Here is a 19,316-nt window from a genome sequence, read left to right on the forward strand (position 1 = left end):
GTTGGATCTGATCATCTGACTGTAACCACCCCCTACCGAACTCTGACCGTCCCTTGGCCTGGCCAGGGGCTGGCCAGCAGGGTTTCGAAGCGGTGCTGCCAACCTGCGACCAACCGGTCAAAAAGTTGGGCTCCCAGGGCTGCACAAGCGCCGCGGGCGTCGCCAACCACTCCGGTGAGGCTGAGTTCCTGGCTGAGCCAGGCAAGCGGGGCGGCCCCTTCCAGGCTCCACCCGGCGGGGATGACCTCGCCTCCCTTGCCATCGCAGGGGCGCTGCTCGCCCACCAGCTGGGGGGCAAGGTGCAGCATCAGGCTGGTCTCCGCCAGGCCCGCGTGCAGCCCGTCGGAGCGCTCCGGCTCGGGGATGAGCTCGGCGATCCCCTCGGGACCACTCCATAAAAAGCAGGGCAGCACGGCTAGCTCGGGCCGCTCCGCCCGCAGCTGGCGCGCGGCGGTCTGGAGCAGGGATATCTGGCCTCCGTGTCCGTTAAACAACACCAGGCGCTGAAAACCTGTGCTGGCCAGTTCATGGCCTACGGCCACCAGTTGCTCGATCAGGACCTGGGGGGGGAGGCTGATGGTGCCACTGAAACCACGGTGCTCTGGGGAGAAGCCAATGCTCTGCAGCGGCAGCCGCACAATGGGCAGGCTTGGCTCCAGCGCTACCAAAACTGCGTCTAGCACTCGCTCAGCAAACAGGCCATCCGTTCCGAGCGGCAGTTGGGGGCCGTGTTGCTCGACCGCCCCCCAGGGCCAGACAACCGTGCTTCCTGGCTGGGCTGCAAGCTCCTGAACCTGCGGCCAGGCCAGCTGCTCAAGGTGGCGCTGCTGGGGCATTTTTTGAGGACTGATCACTACAGTGTGGGGCTCTCAGCCCTTAGTGGAGATGGCCGGTACCGGCAGTCAACCGCCCTCATCCTCATCCCGGCCCGTGCCCCCTGGTCCTGCGCGCCCAGTGCCTGCACGCCCCCAGCCGCTGGCGCCTCTGCGTAAGCCGCCCCAGGTGTTGATGATCCGCAAGGACGAGCCAGCCCCGCAGCCGTCTGCGACTGAGCCTGCGCTTGCCGCAGCTCCCCAGGCTCCCGCTCAGCTCTCTCCCGTTAACCGGGTTGCGGCACCTGCCAGCACTCCTGTCCGAAACGACGACGAGCTGTTTGACCTGGGGTCCATGGAGGGCCTCACCATGGCCGACCTGCTGGGCCCTGACCCGAGTCAGAAGCGTGCTCCCAAGGCTGCTGTTGCCGGAGAGCCCAGCACCAAGCCCGCGGCGCGGAGCGTCGACGATTTCGACTTTGACGAAGAAGCCTTTCTGGCGGCTCTCGACGACCACGAGCCCCATGGCACCACTGGAGAGGTGGTGCGCGGCACCGTGATCGGTGTCGAAAGCGATGGCGTTTACGTGGATATCGGCGGCAAGGCGCCGGGTTTCATGCCCAAGAAAGAGTGCGGCCTGGGGGTGATCACCAACCTCAAAGAGACCTTTCCCAAGGGGCTGGAGGTGGATGTGCTCGTCACCGGTGAGCAAAACGCCGATGGCATGGTGACCATCAGCGCCCGTGCCTTGGCCCTGCGCCAGAGCTGGGAGAAGGTGAGGCTCCTGGAGAAGGAGGGCAAGGTAGTGCAGGTCAAAGTGAACGGCTTCAATCGAGGTGGTGTCACCTGTGAACTCGAGGGATTGCGCGGCTTCATCCCCCGTTCCCAGCTGCAGGAGGGTGAAAACCATGAGGCTTTGGTGGGTAAGACCCTTGGGGCCGCCTTCCTAGAGGTCAATCCAGAGACCCGCAAGTTGGTGTTGTCGGAGAAGAAAGCTGCCACTGCAGCCCTGTTCCAAAACCTGGAGGTGGGTCAGCTGGTCGAAGGCCAGGTGGTGGCAATTAAGCCCTATGGCTTGTTTGTCGATCTAGGCGGTGTGAGCGGTTTGTTGCACCAATCGGCAATTAGTGGTGGTCAGCTGCGGGACCTGCGTGAGGTTTTTGGCCAGGGAGACCGGGTCAAGGCCCTGATCACCGAGCTGGATCCGGGCCGGGGCCGCATCGCCCTCAATACCGCCCTTCTCGAGGGACAGCCCGGTGAACTGCTGATCGATCGCGACAAAGTGATGGCTGAGGCTCCAGAGCGGGCCAACCGGGCCCGCTCCGTGCTGCGCCAGCAAGAACAAGGGGCCGGATGAAGCAGGCCGCTCCAGATTGGGAGCTCGACTACTACTCCCGTCCCATCCTTGAAGAAGATGGCAAAAAGCGCTGGGAGCTGCTGATTTGTTCCACCCCTGAGGTGCCCGGACCAGGGGAGGTAGCGAGCGAATCCTTCCGCTGGGCCCAGGCCTGCCCTGCCACCAGCGTTAATTCGATCTGGCTGAGGGAGGCTCTGGAGGCAGCATTGGCTGGTGCTGCCGCCCAGGGTTTTGGGCCGCCTCGGCGGCTGCGCTGCTGGCGTGGCTCGATGCGCACCATGGTGCAGCGGGCTGCTGAGGGGCTGGGATTGGAGCTGGTGCCCAGCCGCCGTACCTACGCCCTGGTCAACTGGCTGCAGGAGCGGGAGCGCCTGGTGTATCCCCAGGAGCCCGGCTACATGGCGGGCCCGCTAGCACCGCCCCCCCAGGCTTTGCGACCGATTGCGGTGCCCTTGCCGGAAGAGGCGCGGGGCGACAGCTGGGCCTGGGCCACCTTGCCCTTGGGTGTCCTAGCCGCTGCATCGGAGTGGGAGGTTGGCTTTGCGGGCCTCGTACCCCTACCAGAGGCGGGGACTGCCGAGCTGCCGGTGCCGGGCATTCGCCTATTCAGCTCCACCAGGGCCCTGGCCCTGGCCGGCTGGCTGGCTGGGCTCGAACCCGTGCGGCTTGAGATCAGTGGCCCGCAGCTAGTGCTTGAGGCAGGCCTTGAGGATCGCTGGCTGCTCACCAACTTGCCGGCTGAGGAGGCAGAGGTGGCCACTGCGGCTTTTGCTGCCGCCCGAGAGCAGGCTGGTGGCCTTCAGTTCCTTGCCGTTCAGGCCAGCGAGCAGGACCAGCGCTTTGAGGGCTTCTGGTTGCTGCGCGATCTTCCCGACGCTTGATTCCCCACGATGGCCGAAGCGGTTGATCCCCCCTTTGATCGTCCCGACCGGGACTTCAATTCCTTGCCCGGTTGGACCTGGGTAGGTACCTATGGCGGCTACTACCTCCAGTGCGACCTGCTCCAGTCGTTTGAGCATGGCTTCTTTACACGTCAATGGCAGGGACGGGGGCCTGAGGTGCTGGCGGCTTATGTGAGCGCTGGGGTGAGTGTGCACCGTCTGCGTCAGGTGCACAGCGCCTTGGTTTTGCCAGCCAGCCAGGCCAGCGCCGATCCCTTTCCCGAGGCCGATGGTCTTATTAGTGATGCCGGCGGCCAAAGCCTCTGGGCTTGTGGCGCTGACTGCACCCCGGTGCTGATTGCTGATCCCGCTACTGGCCGGGTGGCGGCTTGCCACGCTGGTTGGCGCGGTGTGGCTGGAGGCATCCTCGAGCGCGCCGTGCAGCAGCTGGTGGATGGAGGCAGTCGGCCGGCCGAGCTGCTGGTGGCCCTAGGACCAGCGATCGACGGTGGCTCCTACCAAGTGCAGCGGCTGGTGTCTGAACAGGTTGCGGCGTCTCTAGCCGCCGCCCCTGATGCGTCTTTGCTGCCTGTTCTGCTTGAGCAGTTGCGTCAGTGCGGCGCTCTGCAGGCCGATCCAGACCCTATGAAAGACCGCCTTGATATTCGCCTTGCCGCCCAGCTCCAACTGGAGCGACTTGGGGTGCCCGCGGCGCAAATTGACCGCTGCCCTCTTTGCACAGCCAGCGAACCACTGCTTTTTCACTCCTGGCGGCGCGATCAGGTGAAGGCGGTGCAGTGGAGCGGCATTGTTTCTCAGGCTTGAATCTTGGCGCTGTTTCGAGCTGGATTCACCTTCAATCAAAGCCGCGTAGCTTGCATTCGGGCCTGTTTCTGCGCAATAATGCAGGAGTTGCATAATTATCATCAATGCTCACTGGTGTCGACCTCCTCGCCAAGGTCAAAGAACTCGGGGATGTGAGCAAGTCTGACTTGGTTCGCGCTTGCGGCTATGTCTCCCACAAAAAAGACGGTTCGGAACGGCTGAACTTCACAGCCTTCTACGAGGCTCTCTTGAATGCCAAGGGAGTCGATTTTGGCGGTGCAGCCAAAACCGGGAAGGGCGGCCGAAAACTCAGCTTCAACACCAAGGTCCAGTTCAACGGCAACTTGATGGTCGGCAAGGCTTATACGGGCATGCTTGACCTCAAGCCTGGCGATGAGTTCGAAATCAAGTTGGGTCGCAAACAGATTCGCTTGGTACCACTGGGTGCTGAGGACGAGGAAGAGTGATCGACAGGGCTACCTGTTCGGCCACTTTGATTCCATCAATTGCTGCCGAGAGGATTCCGCCGGCATAACCAGCTCCCTCGCCGGCTGGGTATAACCCTGGGGTGTTACCACACTCCAGGGTTATTTCGTCTCTGGGTAGCCGCACGGGCGACGAGGTGCGGGTCTCTACACCGGTGAGCAGGGCATCGCCCATTAGGAAGCCTGGAATGCGGCGATCGAAGGCGGGCAGGGCCTCTCGGATAGCTGTCAGCACGAACTCCGGTAGGCAGCCAGCCAAGTTTCCATAGCAAACTCCTGGTTGGTATGAAGGAATCACTCCGCCACTGCCCTCACTTGAGCGGTTAGCGAGGAAATCTCCAACCCGCTGGGCAGGTGCTTGGTAGTTAGATCCGCCTGTAACAAAGGCGCGCCCCTCCCAATAGCGCTGAAAAGCAACGCCGGCGAGGGGATCGTCGTCTCTTTCCCCATAGGGCGTCAGATCGGCTAGCTCGATACCCACCACGATGCCGCTGTTGGCATTGCGTTCATTGCGGGTGTGCTGGCTCATGCCATTTGTAACTACTCGACCTGGCTCCGAGGTAGCCCCCACCACCAATCCCCCCGGGCACATGCAAAAGCTGTAGACACTGCGGCCCAAGTTGGCTGTCTCACGGCAGTGATGCACCAGCTTGTATTCAGCTGGCCCCAAGCGCGGGTGGCCGGCGGCCTGCCCCCAGCGGGCCCTGTCAATCAGGCTCTGGGGGTGTTCGATGCGTAGACCAACGGCAAAAGGCTTGGGCTGCATCGCCACGCCGGCGGTTTTCAACATCTCAAAGCTGTCCCGGGCGCTGTGGCCAAGGGCCAGCACCACCTGGGTGGCGGCAATTCGTTCGCCGCTATCGAGCTGCAGACCCTGAATGGAGCGGTCTACGGGATTAAGCTCCAGGCCGTCTACCCGGCACTCGAAGCGCACCTCGCCCCCTAGGGCCTCGATTCGCTGCCGCAACCCCCGCACCACCGTGGCCAGTTTGTAGGTGCCGATGTGGGGGTGGTGCAGGGTGAGGATGTCAGGGTTGGCGCCTGCGGCAACTAGCTCCTCCAGCACCTTGCGCACGTAGGGCTTGGCTTCGCTCACCTGGCTGTAAAGCTTGCCGTCGGAGAAGGTGCCAGCCCCACCCTCGCCAAATTGGGCATTTGATTCGGGATTGAAGTCAGCGCTCCCCTTCCAAAAGCCGAAGGTGTCGGCGCTGCGCTCCTTGACCGCCTTGCCCCGCTCCAGCAGTAGGGGACGAAACCCCATCTGGGCCAGCAGCAGGGCCGCGAAATAGCCGCAGGGACCAGCTCCCACCACCACTGGTCGCAGCTTTCCAGCGTTGGCTCCGCTTACGACGGGGTGATAGGTCATGTCGGGGCTGGGCCGCAGGTGGGGGTCGCCGGCAAAGCGCTTGAGAAGCCGGGCCTCGGCACGGGCATCAAGGTCCAAATCCAGATCCAGGCTGTAAACGAGGGTGATCGCCGCGCTCTTGCGGGCATCAACGCTGCGCTTAACCAGCCGCAACCCAAGTAGTTGATCGGGGGCGAGCCGCAGGCGCCTCAGCACTGCCGCCGCCAGGTCGGCCTCGCTGTGGTCGAGGGGCAGCTTCAATTCGCTCAGGCGCAGCACTACCGACTCCAGGGGAGCGCCTGGACGGGAGCCGGGCGCTTATTCATGGCGTTATTTCAGCAGTCTTGGCTCCACTGCGCCTGAAATTCGATTGGGCTGCCAGGCTGGAGGTCGATGCGGCGTCGATTCTTTGTCGATTACCCACTGCCCCCTTTGCATGGCCCTGGCGGTCCTTTGTGTGCTGCGAGCCACGGCCCACGGCACCTTGCTCTGGCGTCTGTCTGCCTAGGCGGGGCGCTAAACCATGGGCATGTTCCAGCGCAGCACGCCGAAGAACCTCACCTGGCCTGGCGCCTTCGTCTCCCGACGTGGCTTCCTCAGCTTGGCTGGCTTGGGAGTGGCAGCCTTGGCGGCATCAGGCCTGAACCCTGAGGCCGCTGCCGCCCCTCGAGGCGGTGCCAAACCGCTGCTGCCGCCCCGAGGCGACCTGCGCCTGGTGGCGATCAGTGATCTCAACAGCAGCTACGGCTCCACCAGCTACCTGCCGGAGGTGCTGCGGGCCGTTGAACTGATCCCCAGCTGGAAACCCGATCTGGTGCTCTGCGGCGGCGACATGGTGGCGGGCCAGAAGCAGGGCCTCAGCCGGGTACACCTCAGCGCCATGTGGGCCTCCTTCCACCGCCAGCTGCTGGCACCTCTGGAGCGGGCTGGGCTGCCGGTGGCGATCACCATGGGCAACCACGACGCCTCTTCCGCCCGCTCTGCAGGCAAATACATATTTGAGCTCGATCGCCAGGAGGCCGAGCGTTATTGGCGCGGCCAGCAGAATGCCTTGGGGCTGAAGTTTGTTGATGCCAGCCGCTTTCCCTTTGCTTACAGCGTGCGTCAGCACGACCTTTTCCTGCTGGTGTGGGATGCCTCCTCGGCCGCCCTGCCCGCCGAACAGGTGGCCTGGGCCGAGCGCCAGCTGCGCAGCCCCGAGGCCCAATCGGCTCGGTTGCGGCTGGTGCTTGGCCACCTGCCGCTGCTGGCCGTAGGAGAGGGCCGGGACCGGCCTGGCGAGGTGTTGCAGCAGAGCGAGGCCCTGCGCCAGTTGCTGGAGCGCACCGGCGCCCATGCCTACATCAGCGGCCACCATCACGCCTTCTTCCCTGGCCGAGTGGGTCAACTGGACCTGCTCAACCTCGGCGCCCTGGGCAGCGGTCCGCGCCGCCGGCTGCAGGACAGCACGGCTCCGGTGCAGACCCTCACCGTGATCGATGCCTTCTGGCCCCAGGGCGATGGCGCGGGACGCACGACCTACACCAGCTACAACATGACCACCCTGGAGTCGATCAGCAGCCAGCAGCTACCTGCCCAGATTCAACCCAGCCAGGGACCGTCGCTGCGGCGGATCGGCTGAGAGATGGGGTTTTGTGAGCTGCGGTTGGCGGCTCAGGCCAAGCTGGCCTCGATCCTGGCCACCTCCAGGCGGGTGGCGATCACGGCGTCGGGGTTGAGGCTGATCGAATCAATGCCCTCCTCCACCAGGAAGCGAGCGAAATCGGGGTAGTCGCTGGGGGCTTGGCCGCAGATGCCGATCTTGCGGCCGCAGCGTTTGGCGCTTTGGATTGCCAGGCGAATCATGGACTTCACGGTCGGATGGCGCTCGTCAAACAACTCAGCCACCAAGGCTGAATCGCGATCCAGCCCCAGGGTGAGCTGGGTGAGGTCGTTGGAGCCGATCGAGAAGCCATCGAAGCGCTCGGCAAACGCCTCTGCCGCGATCACGTTGCTTGGTAGCTCGCACATCACATACACCTCAAGCCCGTTTTCACCCCGCACCAGGCCGGAGCGGGCCATTTCGGCCAACACCCGATCCCCCTCCTCGGGAGTGCGACAGAAAGGCACCATCGGGATCACATTGGTGAGTCCCATGGCATCGCGCACCCGTTTAAGGGCCTGGCATTCAAGGGCAAAAGCAGCGCGGAAGGCGGGGGCGTAGTAGCGGGATGCGCCCCGCCAGCCGAGCATCGGGTTCTCCTCGTTGGGTTCAAACGCAGCTCCCCCAAGCAGTCGAGCGTATTCATTGCTCTTAAAATCGGAAAAGCGCAGGATCACCGGCCTGGGATAGAAAGCCGCTGCAATGCGGGCCATGCCCTGGGCCAGTAGATCCACGTAGTACTCGGCGGGGCTGGTGTGGCCAGCCGTTAACCGGGCTATCTGCTGCCGCTGCTGGGCGTCAGCAACCCGCTCAGGCTGGAGCAGGGCCAGCGGGTGCACCTTGATGTGATTGGCGATGATGAACTCCAGCCTGGCCAGGCCCACCCCGTCGCAGGGAATGGCCGCGAGGTTGAAGGCCTCCTCCCGATTGCCAACACTTATCAAGATCTGGGTGCGGGTGACGGGCAGATCGCCAATGGCCTGCTCCGTGACGCTGAACGGCAGGTTGCCCCGGTACACCCGGCCGACATCGCCTTCGCAGCAGCTGATCGTGATGGCGTCGCCGTCCTGGATGCGCTGGGTGCCATCGCCGGTGCCGACGATGGCCGTAATGCCCATCTCGCGGGCAATGATCGCCGCATGGCAGGTGCGGCCGCCCTGGTCGGTCACCACGCCACTGGCTCGTTTGAGGATTGGTTCCCAGTCGGGGTCCGTGCGTTCGGTGATCAGTAGGTCGCCAGCCTCAAAACGGCTGATTTCGCCGGGATCATTAATCACCCGGGCTACGCCGCTGCTCACCGAGGCGCCGATGGCGCGGCCGCTCACCAGGGTTTGCGCCTGATGGGGCTCCAGGTGCCAGCTGCGCAGCACCGCCTGCTGCTGCCGCGACTGCACGGTTTCAGGACGGGCTTGGAGGATGAACAGCTCGCCTGTGAGGCCATCTTTTGCCCACTCGATGTCCATTGGCGTGGGGGCGCCACGCTTGTCGCTGTAGTGACGCTCAATTTGGCAGGCCCAACGGGCCAGGGTGAGGCACTCGTCATCGCTGAGGGCGAAGCGGTTGCACTCGGCTTCCGGCACGGGCTCGTTTGTCACGGTGATCCCCGCTTCCCCGTACACCATCCGGATCGCCTTGCTGCCCAGTCGCTTGCTGAGGATCGGCGCAAATCCCTGCTCAAGCGTTGGCTTAAAAATCAGCACTTCATCGGGGTTAACGGCGCCCTGAACAACGTTTTCACCGAGGCCGTAGGCGGCGGTGAGTAGCACCGCGTCGCGGAAGCCTGTCTCGGTGTCAATGCTGAACATCACCCCGGCGCAGGCCAGGTCGGAGCGCACCATGCGCTGCACACCGATCGAAAGGGCGACCTCCAGGTGGTCAAAACCATTGAGCTGGCGGTAGGAGATGGCCCGGTCGGTGAACAGCGACGCGTAGCAACGCCGGCAGGCCTGCAGCAGGGCAGCTTCGCCCTGAATATTGAGGAAGGTCTCCTGCTGGCCAGCAAAGCTGGCATCGGGCAGGTCTTCGGCTGTGGCGCTCGAGCGCACTGCTACCGCTGGCAAAACGCCATCTGGTGTTGCCAGCTCTCGATAGGCGGCCAGGATCGCTTCGCTGAGATCGGCGGGCAGGGTGGTGTTCAGCAGCAGGTTGCGGGCGGCTTTGCCGGCGGCCTGCAGGGCACCGAGATCATCAGCATCCAGGTTTTGGAGTAGGTCCTGCAGTGGAGTTCTGAGGTCGTTGCTGCGCAGTAGGTGGCGGTAGGCGGCGGCTGTGGTGGCGAAGCCTCCAGGCACCCGCACACCCTGGCCCGCGAGCTCGCGGATCATTTCGCCGAGGGAGGCGTTTTTGCCGCCCACCTCGGCTATCGCCCCGATACCTACTTCCGCGAACGGCACGACGAGCAGTTCGCGGCTGTTGGCATGGGTATTTGGCAGCCACCCTGAATCTGGCGCCTTCTTGGGGCGTTGTCTTAACTGTGAAGCCAGCGATGCAGGCCCCACACCCCCTGACGCTGGTTCGAAATAGGTGGCACAGTGGGGTGAAGCTTTTTGTTGCTCGCAAGTTTCTGTGTCTCGCTTTTCCCTCGCCTGGATCGCTGCTTCCGCCCTAAGTACCACAGCTCTGCTGGGAGCTCCTGTCTTCGCCCAGTCGCCTGGGGCCGCCGCCGCTGCGGCCAAGCCAGTCAGCCTGGAGACCATGAACGATCTGGCTCTCGCCGCCGCCGTCAACGTCTGTGAGCTGGCGGTGGAGCAGAAATTGGCCGTGCAAAACGCCGTTATCTCCAATGCCAAGGCGATCACCTACGTGGTGACCGCTGCCCATGGCGGTCAGATAGCTGGCAGCGGCAAGCTTGAAGCCGCCCAGATTTTCAACGGCAGCATTGTGCAGATTGTGGGCCGGGTTAAGCAGGGCTGTTACGCCAAGATCACCGCCGACGACAAAAAATTTGTGGACGATGTGATCGCCCAGTACACAGCCCAGGCCTCCAAAGCCCAGCCCAAGAAGTAAAGAGCTTGCCCTTTGAATAGAGATCAAACTTGCCCTTTGACTGGAGATCAGTCGGAGTCGGAAGACTCTGGCTTACTCTCCGGTAGGAGTTGGGCCAGTAGCCCAGCCGCCATCAGCAATCCGCCCAAACTGAGGGCTAGGGTTTTATTACTAGCCGCTGGGCCCTCACTCCATACCCCCGCCGCAAGGAAGGCTCCCCCCAGCAGCAGGGAGGGCACCAGCACGATGCCCTTGGCGGTGCGATTCAGACTCATGGGCAGATAAGTGGCCTCATTCAGGCTGCGACGTTGGCACAGTCGGCGCTGGCGTGGGAGTCGGCTTGGGCCAGACCAGCTGCGATTAATCCGCTGCCCAGATCTGCTGCTTGGTTTGTGCTGCCACGCACGGGAGCAAGCGGCTGAACCCTTGCCAACAGCACACCCTGGTTTTGGCCCATCGGCCGCAAATTGACGCGGGTGTGGCGAGGAACGGCTTGGCGTAGCCAGGCCACTGCCTCAGCCTGCTGAGCTTCAGCCACCTCCACACAGGCCAGCTGCACCGTGTAGCTCCGGTTTTGGTCGCCTAGCTGCAGCAGGGTTGCCCCCCGCACCTGCAGCACCTCGGCCGCCAAGGCGGCTCCAGGCCACAGCAGTAAAACCGCCAGCAATGCGGCGAGCCATCTCAAAGCTTGGCGCCGCAGCTGGGGCAGAACAGGTGGGCACTTTCGGTGGTGCTACCGCAGGAGTGGCAATGGCGGCTCGTGTCGATAGCCAGCTCCGGATGGGATGGCAGCCCCACCATCTGGGCGTTGCTGGCGCCGGGGGGAACCATCGGATAGCAGTTCTCGTTGCGGCGCACCTTGACATCGATGAAGGCAGGCCCGGGATGGTCAAGGGCCTCCTGCAATTGCTGGCGCAGATTGGCCCGTTCGTCGATGCGCACACCCCTAACGCCGAAGGCTTCCGCTAAAGCTGCGAAATTCGGCATGCCATTGGTCATTTCCGAGGCCGAGTAGCGCTCTCCGTAGAAGCTCTCCTGCCACTGGCGCACCATGCCCTGCCAGCCGTTGTTAATCACCACCACCTTCACCGGCAGGTTGTATTGGCTGAGAGTGCCCAGTTCCTGAATGTTCATCAGGATGCTGGCGTCGCCGGCAACACAGATCACCTGCTCATCCGGGAAGGCGGTCTGCACGCCCATGGCTGCGGGCATGCCGAAACCCATCGTGCCAAGGCCCGCCGAGCTGATCCAGCGCCGGGGGCCATTGTGTAGAAACTGGGCTGCCCACATTTGGTGTTGGCCCACATCTGTGGTGTAGAAGGCATCCGGTGCCAGCTCCCTCAGGGCGACAATCACTTCCTGGGGGGCGATGTCTCCCTCCGGATCGGGCACCACCAGCGGATAGTTCTGCTTCCAGCTGTCGATGCGCTGCAACCAGGCCTCGGTGCGGCCCTCCGAGCTGTCCTGGGCTGAGGCAGCCAGAAGGGCTGCTAGCGCGGCCTGGACATCGGCCACCAAGGCCACATCGGGTAGGCGGGTTTTGCCCATCTCCGCCGCGTCGATATCGATATGGATCACCTGGGCCCGGGGCGCAAAGCCATCCAGCCGGCCTGTGACCCGGTCGTCGAAACGGGCACCGGTGGCAATCAGCAGATCGCACTCTGTGACTGCGAAATTGGCATAGGCGGTGCCGTGCATGCCGAGCATGCCCACAGATTGAGGGTGCTTCTCATCGAAGGCTCCCTTGCCCATCAAGGTGGTGGTGACAGGCAGGCGGAAGCGTTCGGCCAGCTGTTTCACGGCGCCATGGGCCCCGCTGCTGATGGCTCCGCCACCGACGTAGAGCAGGGGGCGACGGGCTTGGCGGATCAAGGCCAGAGCCGCGGCAACGGCCTCGGGGTCGGGGCTGGGTGGCAACTTGAATCCAGCTGGGATCGCCGAGCCCGGAGCCACCGGCGTGTAGTCAAATTCCTCCAGACCGACGTCCTTGGGCACGTCAATCAGCACCGGGCCGGGCCTGCCACTGGCTGCAATCAAAAAGGCTTCAGCCACGATCCTGCCGATATCGCGGGGATCGCGCACAACCCAGGAGTGCTTCACGATCGGCAGGGTTATGCCGAAGATGTCGGTTTCCTGGAAGGCGTCGGTGCCAATCGATGCCCGCGGCACCTGCCCGGTGATCACCACCATCGGCACCGAATCCATCTGGGCAGTGGCGATGCCGGTGACCAGGTTGGTAGCGCCGGGCCCCGAAGTTCCAAAGCAGACGCCAACTTCGCCGGTGGCTCGCGCGTAGGCATCGGCCGCATGGGTGCCGCCCTGCTCATGGCGCACCAGGATGTGCTTCAACCAGCCACGGGACTCTGCCTTGTGCAGTTCGTCGTAGATGGGCAGGATCGCGCCGCCGGGATAGCCAAAGATGTGGCGCACTCCATGGCGATGCAGGGCGTCCATCAGGGCATAGCCGCCGTTTACTCGCTGAGGAGCAAAAGCTTCAGCAGCGGTGTGATCACCACTGGTTGTGGCGGTAGCGGACTGGGCCGCAGAGGCGAGGGGCGTCAGCGTCACGGCTGCTGCAGGCCAATCAACTTGGCGGTTAACGGATTACGGCAACCCTAGTTGCCGGCGGCGCTTTCGGGGCAGTTGCCCGCCCCGGTTGCTGGCGCCTGCCGGCTGCCATAGCTCGCAGGATCTGGGCTGGGTCTAGCCAGCGGCCGCCATGGCGCATGCCCCAATGCAGGTGAGGACCAGTAGTGCGGCCGCTCATGCCCACATGGCCGATTAGTTGCCCCGTGCGCACGCCCTGGCCCTGGCGCAGCAGCACCTGACCACTGCTGTAGGTACCGCCTGAAACCCGGCCGGACAAATGGCAGTAGATGTGCTCGTAATCGCCCGAACGAATCACCAGCCCCAAGCCGCAGCCTCCGTCGTTGATCACGTCCTGCACCGAGCCAGCCCACCAGTTGCGGATCGGCGATCCCATGGGAGCTGCGATATCAAGGCCGTAATGGGGCTCTACCCGACCCCAGGGGCCGGTGCGGGTACCGAAATGGCTGGTGTAGGCCAGGAAGCTGGTGACGGGAAAAACCCCCATCTGCCAGCGACTCTGGGCCAGCCCAGCCGAGCTGGAAAGCAGCAGGCCGGCGCTGCCGCTGAACACGACCGCCGCCGCGATCAGTCTGCCCTGCATTGGACGGCCCTGCATTAGACGGCTCTGTATTAGAAGGCGCTCAGAGCAGGCCCAGCGCATGCAGTGGTCCCTTTCCACTGAGTAGCTCCAGCAGGAAAGCGGAAAATCCCACCATCGCCAAGCGCCCATTCCAAACTTCAGAGCTGTTGTTCCAGCCCCAGGCCCATTTGTCCTGGGGGTACAGCTTCACCTTGCTGGGCAATTCGGCGGCCTGGTCGAGGTTCACCTCGGGCCCAGCCATGGCCTGCTGCACCAGATCGGCCAAGCCGTTGATGAAGGCCGGGGTGGTGTCTAGGGCTGGCACACGCCGGAAATTGATGATGCCTGCCTCGGTCGCTATCTCCCGGTATTCGATATCGATCTCCTCGAGGGTCTCAATGTGCTCGCTGACGAAACTGATTGGCACCACCACCAAATCTTTGATGCCAGCGGCGCCGAGATCCTGCAGGGCATCATCTGTGTAAGGCCTAAGCCACTCCACCGGACCTACCCGGCTCTGGTAGGCGAGCGTGAAGGGATTGGCGAAGCCCAGATCACTATGAAGTCGCTCCATGATCAGCTGGGCGCAGGCTTCGATCTCTTTTTGGTAGGGGTCGCCCGCCTCCTCCACATAGCTCTTAGGCACCCCATGGGCACTAAAAAACACATGGGCTTTTGAGGGCTCGGGGCAAGCCTGGATTTCGCGGGCAACCAAGCCAGCCATGGCACCCACGTAGCCGTGGTCGTCGTAGTAGCTGCGAATGCAGCGGATCGGCAGCCGGGAAAAGCCACTGTCGGCCTGGCGCAACCGTTGCAGCTCGCGGAAACTCGATCCGCTGGTGCTGATCGAAAAGTGGGGATAGAGGGGCAGCACTACCACCTCCTCAACCCCGTCGGCCTTGATGTCGGCCACAGCCGACTCGGTGAAGGGATGCCAGTAGCGCATAGCCACATAGCTGGTGGCTTCGATGCCGCGAGTGCGCAGTTCGCTCTGCAGTTCGCGGGCCTGTTGCTCGGTGATACGCCGCAGCGGTGAACCACCACCGATGGAGCGGTATGCCTCCTGGGACTTGCCAGCCCGCAGGGTGCTAATCAACCAGGCCAACGGTTTTTGTAGGGCTGGATTGGGCAACCGAATGATTTCCGGATCGGAAAACAGGTTGTAAAGAAACGGCCCAACGTCCTGGATACGCTCGGGCCCACCGAGGTTCAGCAGCAGCACGCCAACTTTGGCCATGCCCTCGTTCCACGCGGCTCAGAGGATTAGAGCGTAACGCTGCCGCTCCTCCCCTAGCGACAAAGGCGCAGGATCGATAACGTCAAGTTGTGTGCTGGAACGTCAGCCTCTGTGCTGGGCCCATGGCAAAAGCAGCGGTGGAGCTGGATCTGGCTAGGGCAGATGCCAGCTCAGCAGTTTCCACTGAAGCCTTGGCCAACTTGCAGATCGGTCTCGCCCAGGCAAACCAAGCCCTAGCCCAAGCCGGAGTCTCCTTGCGCATAGAGCTGCGCGGCCAAAGGTTGGGCCTGCGCGGCCCCCTTCCCTGTCGCCGGGGCTCGGGCCGCCACCCGGTGCAGCGCATCAGCCTCGGGCTGCCTGCCGATACTGCTGGTCTTGAGCTGGCTAGGGAGCGGCTTAAAGAGGTGTTGCGTCAGCTGCAGCAAGGGCGCTTCGCATGGAGTGCATGGGGGGTTCAACAAGCTCAGCCACCTTCACCCTCAACTTCATGGTTGCCGGCAGCTACTCAGCCCGCCGCGGACGATTTGCTGGGGTTGGCAGCTTTTGAGGCAACATTTTTTGCCGATCCCCGCCGCCGCCGCAACCCTGCCGGTTGTCGCACCACCTGGAGCAGCGCCTACCTGCCCTACCTGAGGCGCCTGGCGGCCGTTGCGGCCGAGCGCGACCTGCCCTTGGGTCTGCCCCTACTCGAAGTGGCGCTAGAGAGCTACGCCGCCAGCAGTCGCAGCCGCCAGCAGTGCGGCACCGCCCTGGCCGCCCTGGCTCGCCACTTTGAGCTCGACCTACCCGATAACTGGAGTGAGAGGGCTGCTGGTTATGGCCTACATGCGGCCCAGTTCCGGCGGCTTCCGGGTGATCCTCAGATTTTGTTGTGGGCCGAGCAGATCCCCAATCCGGCCTGGCGCCTGGCCTACGGCTTGATGGCCACCTACGGCTTGCGCAATCACGAGGTGTTTTTCTGTGATCTTTCGGCCCTTGCCCCAGGTGGTGACCGGGTGATTCGGGTGCTGCCCACCTCCAAGACCGGTGAACATCAGGTGTGGCCTTTCCAGCCCGACTGGGTGGAGCATTTCGGCTTGGAGCAGCTGGGGGGTTCCCAGCCGCCCCTGCCAGCGGTGGCAACCGACCTGCGCCACACGACCCTGCAGCAGGTGGGCCGCCGGGTGGCTGAGCAGTTTCGCCGCTACGAGTTGCCGATCACCCCCTACGACCTGCGCCATGCCTGGGCGGTGCGAACCATTCACATCGGCCTGCCCGACACGGTCGCGGCCCGGATGATGGGCCACTCGGTGGCTATTCATACCCGCACATATCACCACTGGATCACCCGGCGCGACCAGCAGCAGGCGGTTGATGCGGCCCTGGCCCGTCACAGCCAGAGTGGTGTCACCGCTTTGCTAACCCCGTGAATCAGCACTCCAGCGACCAAGCCTCAAGCCTTGATGCGGCAGCGGCGGAGCTGGGTCCCGGCGGTGATCTGGCGCCAGAAGCTGATCAGGACGGCTATCGCCGCCGCATGGCCCGTCGCAAGGAGGTGCAGCAACAACGGGTTGGTGAGCGCAACTTGGAAAAGGGCCTGGTGCTGGTGTTCACCGGCGATGGCAAGGGCAAAACCACGGCGGCCCTTGGCCTGGCGCTGCGCACCCTGGGTCATGGCGACCAGGTGGCGGTGGTGCAGTTCATCAAAGGGGGCTGGCAGCCCGGGGAGGCAAAAGCCCTGGAGCTGTTTGGGGAGGCGCTGCACTGGCACGCCCTGGGCGAAGGCTTCACCTGGGAAACCCAAGACCGGGATCGTGATCGGCAGCTGGTGCAGCAGGCCTGGGAGCAGTCGTTGGCCTACCTCGCGGATGCCAGTCGCAAGCTGGTGGTGCTCGACGAGGTAAACGTCGCCCTCAAGCTGGGTTACCTGGGGATTGAACAGGTGCTTGCCGGACTGGACCTGCGGCCAGAGCTCACTCACGTTGCCCTGACGGGCCGGGGCGCGCCGCCGCAGCTGCTGGAGCGGGCCGACCTGGTGACCGAAATGAAGCTGGTGCGCCACCCCTTCAGAGAGCAAGGGGTCAAGGCTCAACGGGGGATTGAGTTCTGAACCTGGCCGCGGCGGCAGGTTAATTCGCAAGGCCGTTGCTACGCTCCGGCAGATCTGGGGTATCAATGGGCTTCAAGCGCGTTCTCCTCAAGCTCAGCGGCGAAGCGCTGATGGGTGAGCAGGGCTATGGCATCGATCCTGAGATCGTGCAGTCGATTGCTTCCGATGTGGCTGCCTGCGTTGCCGGTGGCACCCAGTTGGCGATCGTGGTGGGCGGGGGCAACATCTTCCGCGGCCTGAAGGGATCGGCCGCTGGCATGGATCGGGCCACCGCCGACTACGTCGGCATGCTGGCCACGGTGATGAATGCCATCACCCTTCAGGACGGCCTGGAGCGGGCCGGTGTGCCAACTCGGGTGCAGAGCGCCATCTCGATGCAGGAGGTGGCCGAGCCCTACATCCGCCGTAAGGCGATCCGCCACATGGAAAAGGGCCGGGTGGTGATCTTCGCTGCTGGCACCGGCAATCCCTTTTTCACCACCGACACCACCGCCGCCCTACGGGCTGCTGAAATCGGCGCCGATGTGGTGTTCAAGGCCACCAAAGTGGATGGGGTCTACAACAAAGACCCCAATAAGCACGCCGATGCGGTGCGCTTCGAAAGTCTCTCCTTCCTGGAGGTGCTCAGCTCCGAGCTCGAGGTGATGGACGGCACAGCCATTGCCCTCTGCAAAGACAACTCCATCCCAATCGTGGTGTTTGACCTGTTCGGCCCCGGCAACATCGGCCGAGCCGTGGCCGGAGACCCGATTGGTACCCGTATTCACCCCTGACGCCAGCCATGGATTTGGAAGCCAGCATGCGCAAGTCGTTGGAATCGACCCAACGCACCTTCAACACCATCCGTACCGGTCGAGCCAACCCCTCCCTGCTCGACAAGATTTCCGTGGAGTATTACGGCGCTGAAACGCCGCTGAAATCCCTCGCCACCATCTCCACCCCCGATTCCCAGACGATTCAGATCCAGCCCTTTGATGGCGGTTCGATGGGCCTGATCGAAAAGGCCATCTCCATGAGTGACCTGGGTCTCACCTGCAACAACGACGGCAAGGTAATCAGGATCAACATCCCACCCCTCACCGAAGAGCGCCGTAAGGATTTCTGCAAGCTGGCTGCCAAATATGCCGAGGAGGGCAAGGTTGCCCTGCGCAACGTGCGTCGTGACGCCATCGACAGGGTAAAAAAGCAGGAAAAAGACGGCGATCTCTCCGAAGATCAGAGCCGCGACGAACAGGAGAAGGTGCAGAAGCTCACCGATAAATTCATCGCTGAGCTTGAGAAGCTTCTGGTTACTAAGGAAGCTGACATCCTCAAGGTGTGACCAGCTCGCCGGCTGGCGTGGCTGATGTGGCGGTGGTCGGCGCTGGTGCGGCTGGCGCTGCTGCTGCCTTCCACCTAGCCGCTGGCGGTTTAGAGGTGCTGCTGCTCGAGCGAGCCAGCTTCCCCCGATCCAAGCCCTGCGGCGGTGGCATGGCGGCCTCGACGCAGGGGCTATTTCCCTTCGATCTCAGCCCTGCCGTTGATTCGGTGATTGACCAGGTGCGCTTCACCTGGTGCCTGGGCGACCCGGTTACGGCGGTCCTGCCCGGTGATTCGCCCTTCTGGATCGTGCGCCGCTCCGTGCTCGATGCTTATTTGGTGGAGCAGGCCCAGACCGCTGGAGCTACTTTCCGAACTGGGATAGCGGTGGAAAGCCTGAAGCGGGCAGGCGATTGCTGGCAGCTTCAGGCCCGCGGGCCGGAGGGGAAAGCGCTGCAGCTAAAGGCCCGGGCCGTGGTCATCGCCGATGGCTCAGGCTCCCTGTTGGCGGCTCGCCATGGCCTTGGTCCAAGCCAGCCCCGCTACGCCGAAACAGTGTCGGTGGAGGTGGATTGCGAGGTGAGCGACCCGAGCACCGCCCGCTTTGAATTTGGCCTGGTGCGCCACGGTTTTTGCTGGACCTTCCCCCGCAAGGGTGGCTACAGCATTGGCGTGGGCACCTTCATTGGCCGAGACCCCGCCAATGCCGAGGCGGTGCTCAGCCAGCTGCTGCCCAGCCTCGGCCTGCCGCCGCATGCAGGCGTTCGCCAGCCTGGCCGCCTACGCATCTGGGATGGCCACCACCCCTTGCATGGCCAGGGTGCCAATGCCGGTTTGGTGGTGGTGGGCGATGCCGCCTCCCTCTGCGACCCCTTCCTGGCCGAGGGGCTACGGCCTGCCCTGATCAGCGGCTGCCGGGCCGCCGAAGCTTTGATTCCCTGGCTAGCCGGTGATAGTCAGGCCCTGGTGGGCTACAGCAATCGGATGCGGGCTGAGTGGGGCGCCTCAATGGCCTGGGGCAAGCGCATCGCCCAGGTGTTCTACCGGGTGCCGCGGGTTGGCTATCAACTCGGCATAAAGCGGCCTACGGCTCCCCAGCGGATCGCCCAGATCCTTTCCGGCGAGATGGGATATGGCGATATCGCCCAGCGTGTGATCCGGAGGCTGCTGTTTCAGCGCAATTGAAGGTC

General features: G+C 63.6%; 19 protein-coding genes. 11 read left to right on the plus strand and 8 right to left on the minus strand.

Annotated elements, in window-relative coordinates; all coding sequences use genetic code 11:
- Positions 1 to 32 precede the first annotated feature (32 nt).
- Positions 33 to 836, minus strand: a complete 804-nt coding sequence (locus KBY83_RS03025; RefSeq protein ID WP_255018262.1) for a creatininase family protein — start codon at positions 834 to 836, stop codon at positions 33 to 35.
- 49 nt (positions 837 to 885) lie between these two features.
- On the opposite strand from KBY83_RS03025, the gene KBY83_RS03030 reads away from it, so the two are divergent.
- The 4 genes from KBY83_RS03030 (at position 886) to KBY83_RS03045 (ending at position 4,342) form a co-directional block, all read left to right on the plus strand.
- Positions 886 to 2,169 carry a S1 RNA-binding domain-containing protein gene (locus tag KBY83_RS03030; RefSeq protein WP_255018263.1) on the plus strand — a complete coding sequence of 428 codons (1,284 nt, stop codon included), beginning with the start codon at positions 886 to 888 and terminating at the stop codon, positions 2,167 to 2,169.
- Positions 2,166 to 3,050, plus strand: a complete 885-nt coding sequence (locus tag KBY83_RS03035) for a Tab2/Atab2 family RNA-binding protein (RefSeq protein WP_255018264.1) — start codon at positions 2,166 to 2,168, stop codon at positions 3,048 to 3,050. The genes KBY83_RS03030 and KBY83_RS03035 overlap by 4 nt, the downstream gene beginning before the upstream one ends.
- 9 nt (positions 3,051 to 3,059) lie before the next feature.
- Positions 3,060 to 3,875 carry a peptidoglycan editing factor PgeF gene (gene pgeF, locus KBY83_RS03040; protein WP_255018266.1) on the plus strand — a complete coding sequence of 272 codons (816 nt, stop codon included), beginning with the start codon at positions 3,060 to 3,062 and terminating at the stop codon, positions 3,873 to 3,875.
- A 104-nt stretch (positions 3,876 to 3,979) separates the two neighbouring features.
- The gene (locus KBY83_RS03045; protein WP_254941143.1) at positions 3,980 to 4,342 is read left to right on the plus strand and encodes an AbrB family transcriptional regulator; all 363 of its coding nucleotides are present in this window, start codon (positions 3,980 to 3,982) and stop codon (positions 4,340 to 4,342) included.
- Here KBY83_RS03045 and KBY83_RS03050 read toward each other — a convergent pair.
- Positions 4,281 to 5,984, minus strand: a complete 1,704-nt coding sequence (locus KBY83_RS03050) for an FAD-dependent oxidoreductase (RefSeq protein ID WP_255018267.1) — start codon at positions 5,982 to 5,984, stop codon at positions 4,281 to 4,283. The two genes, KBY83_RS03045 and KBY83_RS03050, sit on opposite strands and share 62 nt — an antisense overlap.
- 244 nt (positions 5,985 to 6,228) lie before the next feature.
- Here KBY83_RS03050 and KBY83_RS03055 point away from each other — a divergent pair, with 244 nt between their 5' ends.
- Positions 6,229 to 7,326 carry a metallophosphoesterase gene (locus KBY83_RS03055; RefSeq protein ID WP_255018268.1) on the plus strand — a complete coding sequence of 366 codons (1,098 nt, stop codon included), beginning with the start codon at positions 6,229 to 6,231 and terminating at the stop codon, positions 7,324 to 7,326.
- Between the two features lie 32 nt (positions 7,327 to 7,358).
- On the opposite strand, the gene ppsA is transcribed toward KBY83_RS03055, so the two are convergent.
- Positions 7,359 to 9,740, minus strand: coding sequence for a phosphoenolpyruvate synthase (gene ppsA, locus KBY83_RS03060; protein ID WP_255018269.1), 2,382 nt, complete (start codon positions 9,738 to 9,740; stop codon positions 7,359 to 7,361).
- A 172-nt stretch (positions 9,741 to 9,912) separates the two neighbouring features.
- Between ppsA and KBY83_RS03065 the strand changes: the two genes are divergently transcribed.
- On the plus strand, positions 9,913 to 10,353 hold the full coding sequence (locus KBY83_RS03065) for a hypothetical protein (protein ID WP_255018270.1): 441 nt from the start codon (positions 9,913 to 9,915) through the stop codon (positions 10,351 to 10,353).
- 47 nt (positions 10,354 to 10,400) lie between these two features.
- Here the strand turns inward: KBY83_RS03065 and KBY83_RS03070 are convergent, their stop codons facing one another.
- The 5 genes from KBY83_RS03070 to hemH form a co-directional block, all read right to left on the minus strand.
- Complete coding sequence (locus KBY83_RS03070) at positions 10,401 to 10,607, minus strand: GIVxVP protein (protein WP_254930967.1); 207 nt, start codon at positions 10,605 to 10,607, stop codon at positions 10,401 to 10,403.
- A gap of 20 nt (positions 10,608 to 10,627) precedes the next feature.
- Positions 10,628 to 11,017, minus strand: coding sequence for a hypothetical protein (locus KBY83_RS03075; protein ID WP_255018271.1), 390 nt, complete (start codon positions 11,015 to 11,017; stop codon positions 10,628 to 10,630).
- Positions 11,014 to 12,786: a biosynthetic-type acetolactate synthase large subunit gene (gene ilvB, locus KBY83_RS03080; protein ID WP_396093308.1), complete on the minus strand. Its 1,773-nt coding sequence runs from the start codon at positions 12,784 to 12,786 to the stop codon at positions 11,014 to 11,016. The genes KBY83_RS03075 and ilvB overlap by 4 nt, the downstream gene beginning before the upstream one ends.
- A gap of 142 nt (positions 12,787 to 12,928) precedes the next feature.
- Positions 12,929 to 13,537 carry a M23 family metallopeptidase gene (locus tag KBY83_RS03085; RefSeq protein ID WP_255018273.1) on the minus strand — a complete coding sequence of 203 codons (609 nt, stop codon included), beginning with the start codon at positions 13,535 to 13,537 and terminating at the stop codon, positions 12,929 to 12,931.
- A 25-nt stretch (positions 13,538 to 13,562) separates the two neighbouring features.
- Entirely contained in the window at positions 13,563 to 14,738 is a 1,176-nt protein-coding gene (gene hemH, locus KBY83_RS03090) for a ferrochelatase (RefSeq protein ID WP_255018274.1), read from the minus strand.
- 122 nt (positions 14,739 to 14,860) lie between these two features.
- On the opposite strand from hemH, the gene KBY83_RS03095 reads away from it, so the two are divergent.
- The 5 genes from KBY83_RS03095 to KBY83_RS03115 all read left to right on the plus strand — a co-directional run bounded on the left by KBY83_RS03095 (position 14,861) and on the right by KBY83_RS03115 (position 19,311).
- A complete protein-coding gene (locus KBY83_RS03095; protein ID WP_255018275.1) occupies positions 14,861 to 16,147 on the plus strand; it encodes a site-specific integrase in 1,287 nt (428 codons plus the stop codon).
- On the plus strand, positions 16,144 to 16,827 hold the full coding sequence (gene cobO / locus KBY83_RS03100; protein WP_255018276.1) for a cob(I)yrinic acid a,c-diamide adenosyltransferase: 684 nt from the start codon (positions 16,144 to 16,146) through the stop codon (positions 16,825 to 16,827). The genes KBY83_RS03095 and cobO overlap by 4 nt, the downstream gene beginning before the upstream one ends.
- Positions 16,828 to 16,892: 65 nt before the next feature.
- Positions 16,893 to 17,600, plus strand: coding sequence for a UMP kinase (gene pyrH, locus KBY83_RS03105; RefSeq protein ID WP_106502448.1), 708 nt, complete (start codon positions 16,893 to 16,895; stop codon positions 17,598 to 17,600).
- A gap of 8 nt (positions 17,601 to 17,608) precedes the next feature.
- Positions 17,609 to 18,148, plus strand: a complete 540-nt coding sequence (gene frr, locus KBY83_RS03110) for a ribosome recycling factor (protein WP_254937042.1) — start codon at positions 17,609 to 17,611, stop codon at positions 18,146 to 18,148.
- On the plus strand, positions 18,145 to 19,311 hold the full coding sequence (locus KBY83_RS03115) for an NAD(P)/FAD-dependent oxidoreductase (protein ID WP_255018277.1): 1,167 nt from the start codon (positions 18,145 to 18,147) through the stop codon (positions 19,309 to 19,311). Before frr ends, KBY83_RS03115 begins: the two co-directional genes overlap by 4 nt.
- Positions 19,312 to 19,316: the final 5 nt, after the last annotated feature.

Source organism: Cyanobium sp. WKJ7-Wakatipu, assembly GCF_024345355.1.
GTDB lineage: Bacteria > Cyanobacteriota > Cyanobacteriia > PCC-6307 > Cyanobiaceae > Cyanobium_A > Cyanobium_A usitatum.

Coding starts and splice junctions, on each gene's coding strand:
- ilvB (WP_396093308.1), bottom strand. CDS start 12,786: ATGGACGCCCTGCATCGCCATGGAGTGCGCCACATCTTTGGCTATCCC.
- KBY83_RS03095 (WP_255018275.1), top strand. CDS start 14,861: ATGGCAAAAGCAGCGGTGGAGCTGGATCTGGCTAGGGCAGATGCCAGC.
- frr (WP_254937042.1), top strand. CDS start 17,609: ATGGATTTGGAAGCCAGCATGCGCAAGTCGTTGGAATCGACCCAACGC.
- pgeF (WP_255018266.1), top strand. CDS start 3,060: ATGGCCGAAGCGGTTGATCCCCCCTTTGATCGTCCCGACCGGGACTTC.
- KBY83_RS03035 (WP_255018264.1), top strand. CDS start 2,166: ATGAAGCAGGCCGCTCCAGATTGGGAGCTCGACTACTACTCCCGTCCC.
- KBY83_RS03045 (WP_254941143.1), top strand. CDS start 3,980: ATGCTCACTGGTGTCGACCTCCTCGCCAAGGTCAAAGAACTCGGGGAT.
- KBY83_RS03025 (WP_255018262.1), bottom strand. CDS start 836: ATGCCCCAGCAGCGCCACCTTGAGCAGCTGGCCTGGCCGCAGGTTCAG.
- hemH (WP_255018274.1), bottom strand. CDS start 14,738: ATGGCCAAAGTTGGCGTGCTGCTGCTGAACCTCGGTGGGCCCGAGCGT.
- KBY83_RS03070 (WP_254930967.1), bottom strand. CDS start 10,607: ATGAGTCTGAATCGCACCGCCAAGGGCATCGTGCTGGTGCCCTCCCTG.
- pyrH (WP_106502448.1), top strand. CDS start 16,893: ATGGGCTTCAAGCGCGTTCTCCTCAAGCTCAGCGGCGAAGCGCTGATG.
- KBY83_RS03085 (WP_255018273.1), bottom strand. CDS start 13,537: ATGCAGGGCCGTCCAATGCAGGGCAGACTGATCGCGGCGGCGGTCGTG.
- KBY83_RS03030 (WP_255018263.1), top strand. CDS start 886: ATGGCCGGTACCGGCAGTCAACCGCCCTCATCCTCATCCCGGCCCGTG.
- KBY83_RS03055 (WP_255018268.1), top strand. CDS start 6,229: ATGGGCATGTTCCAGCGCAGCACGCCGAAGAACCTCACCTGGCCTGGC.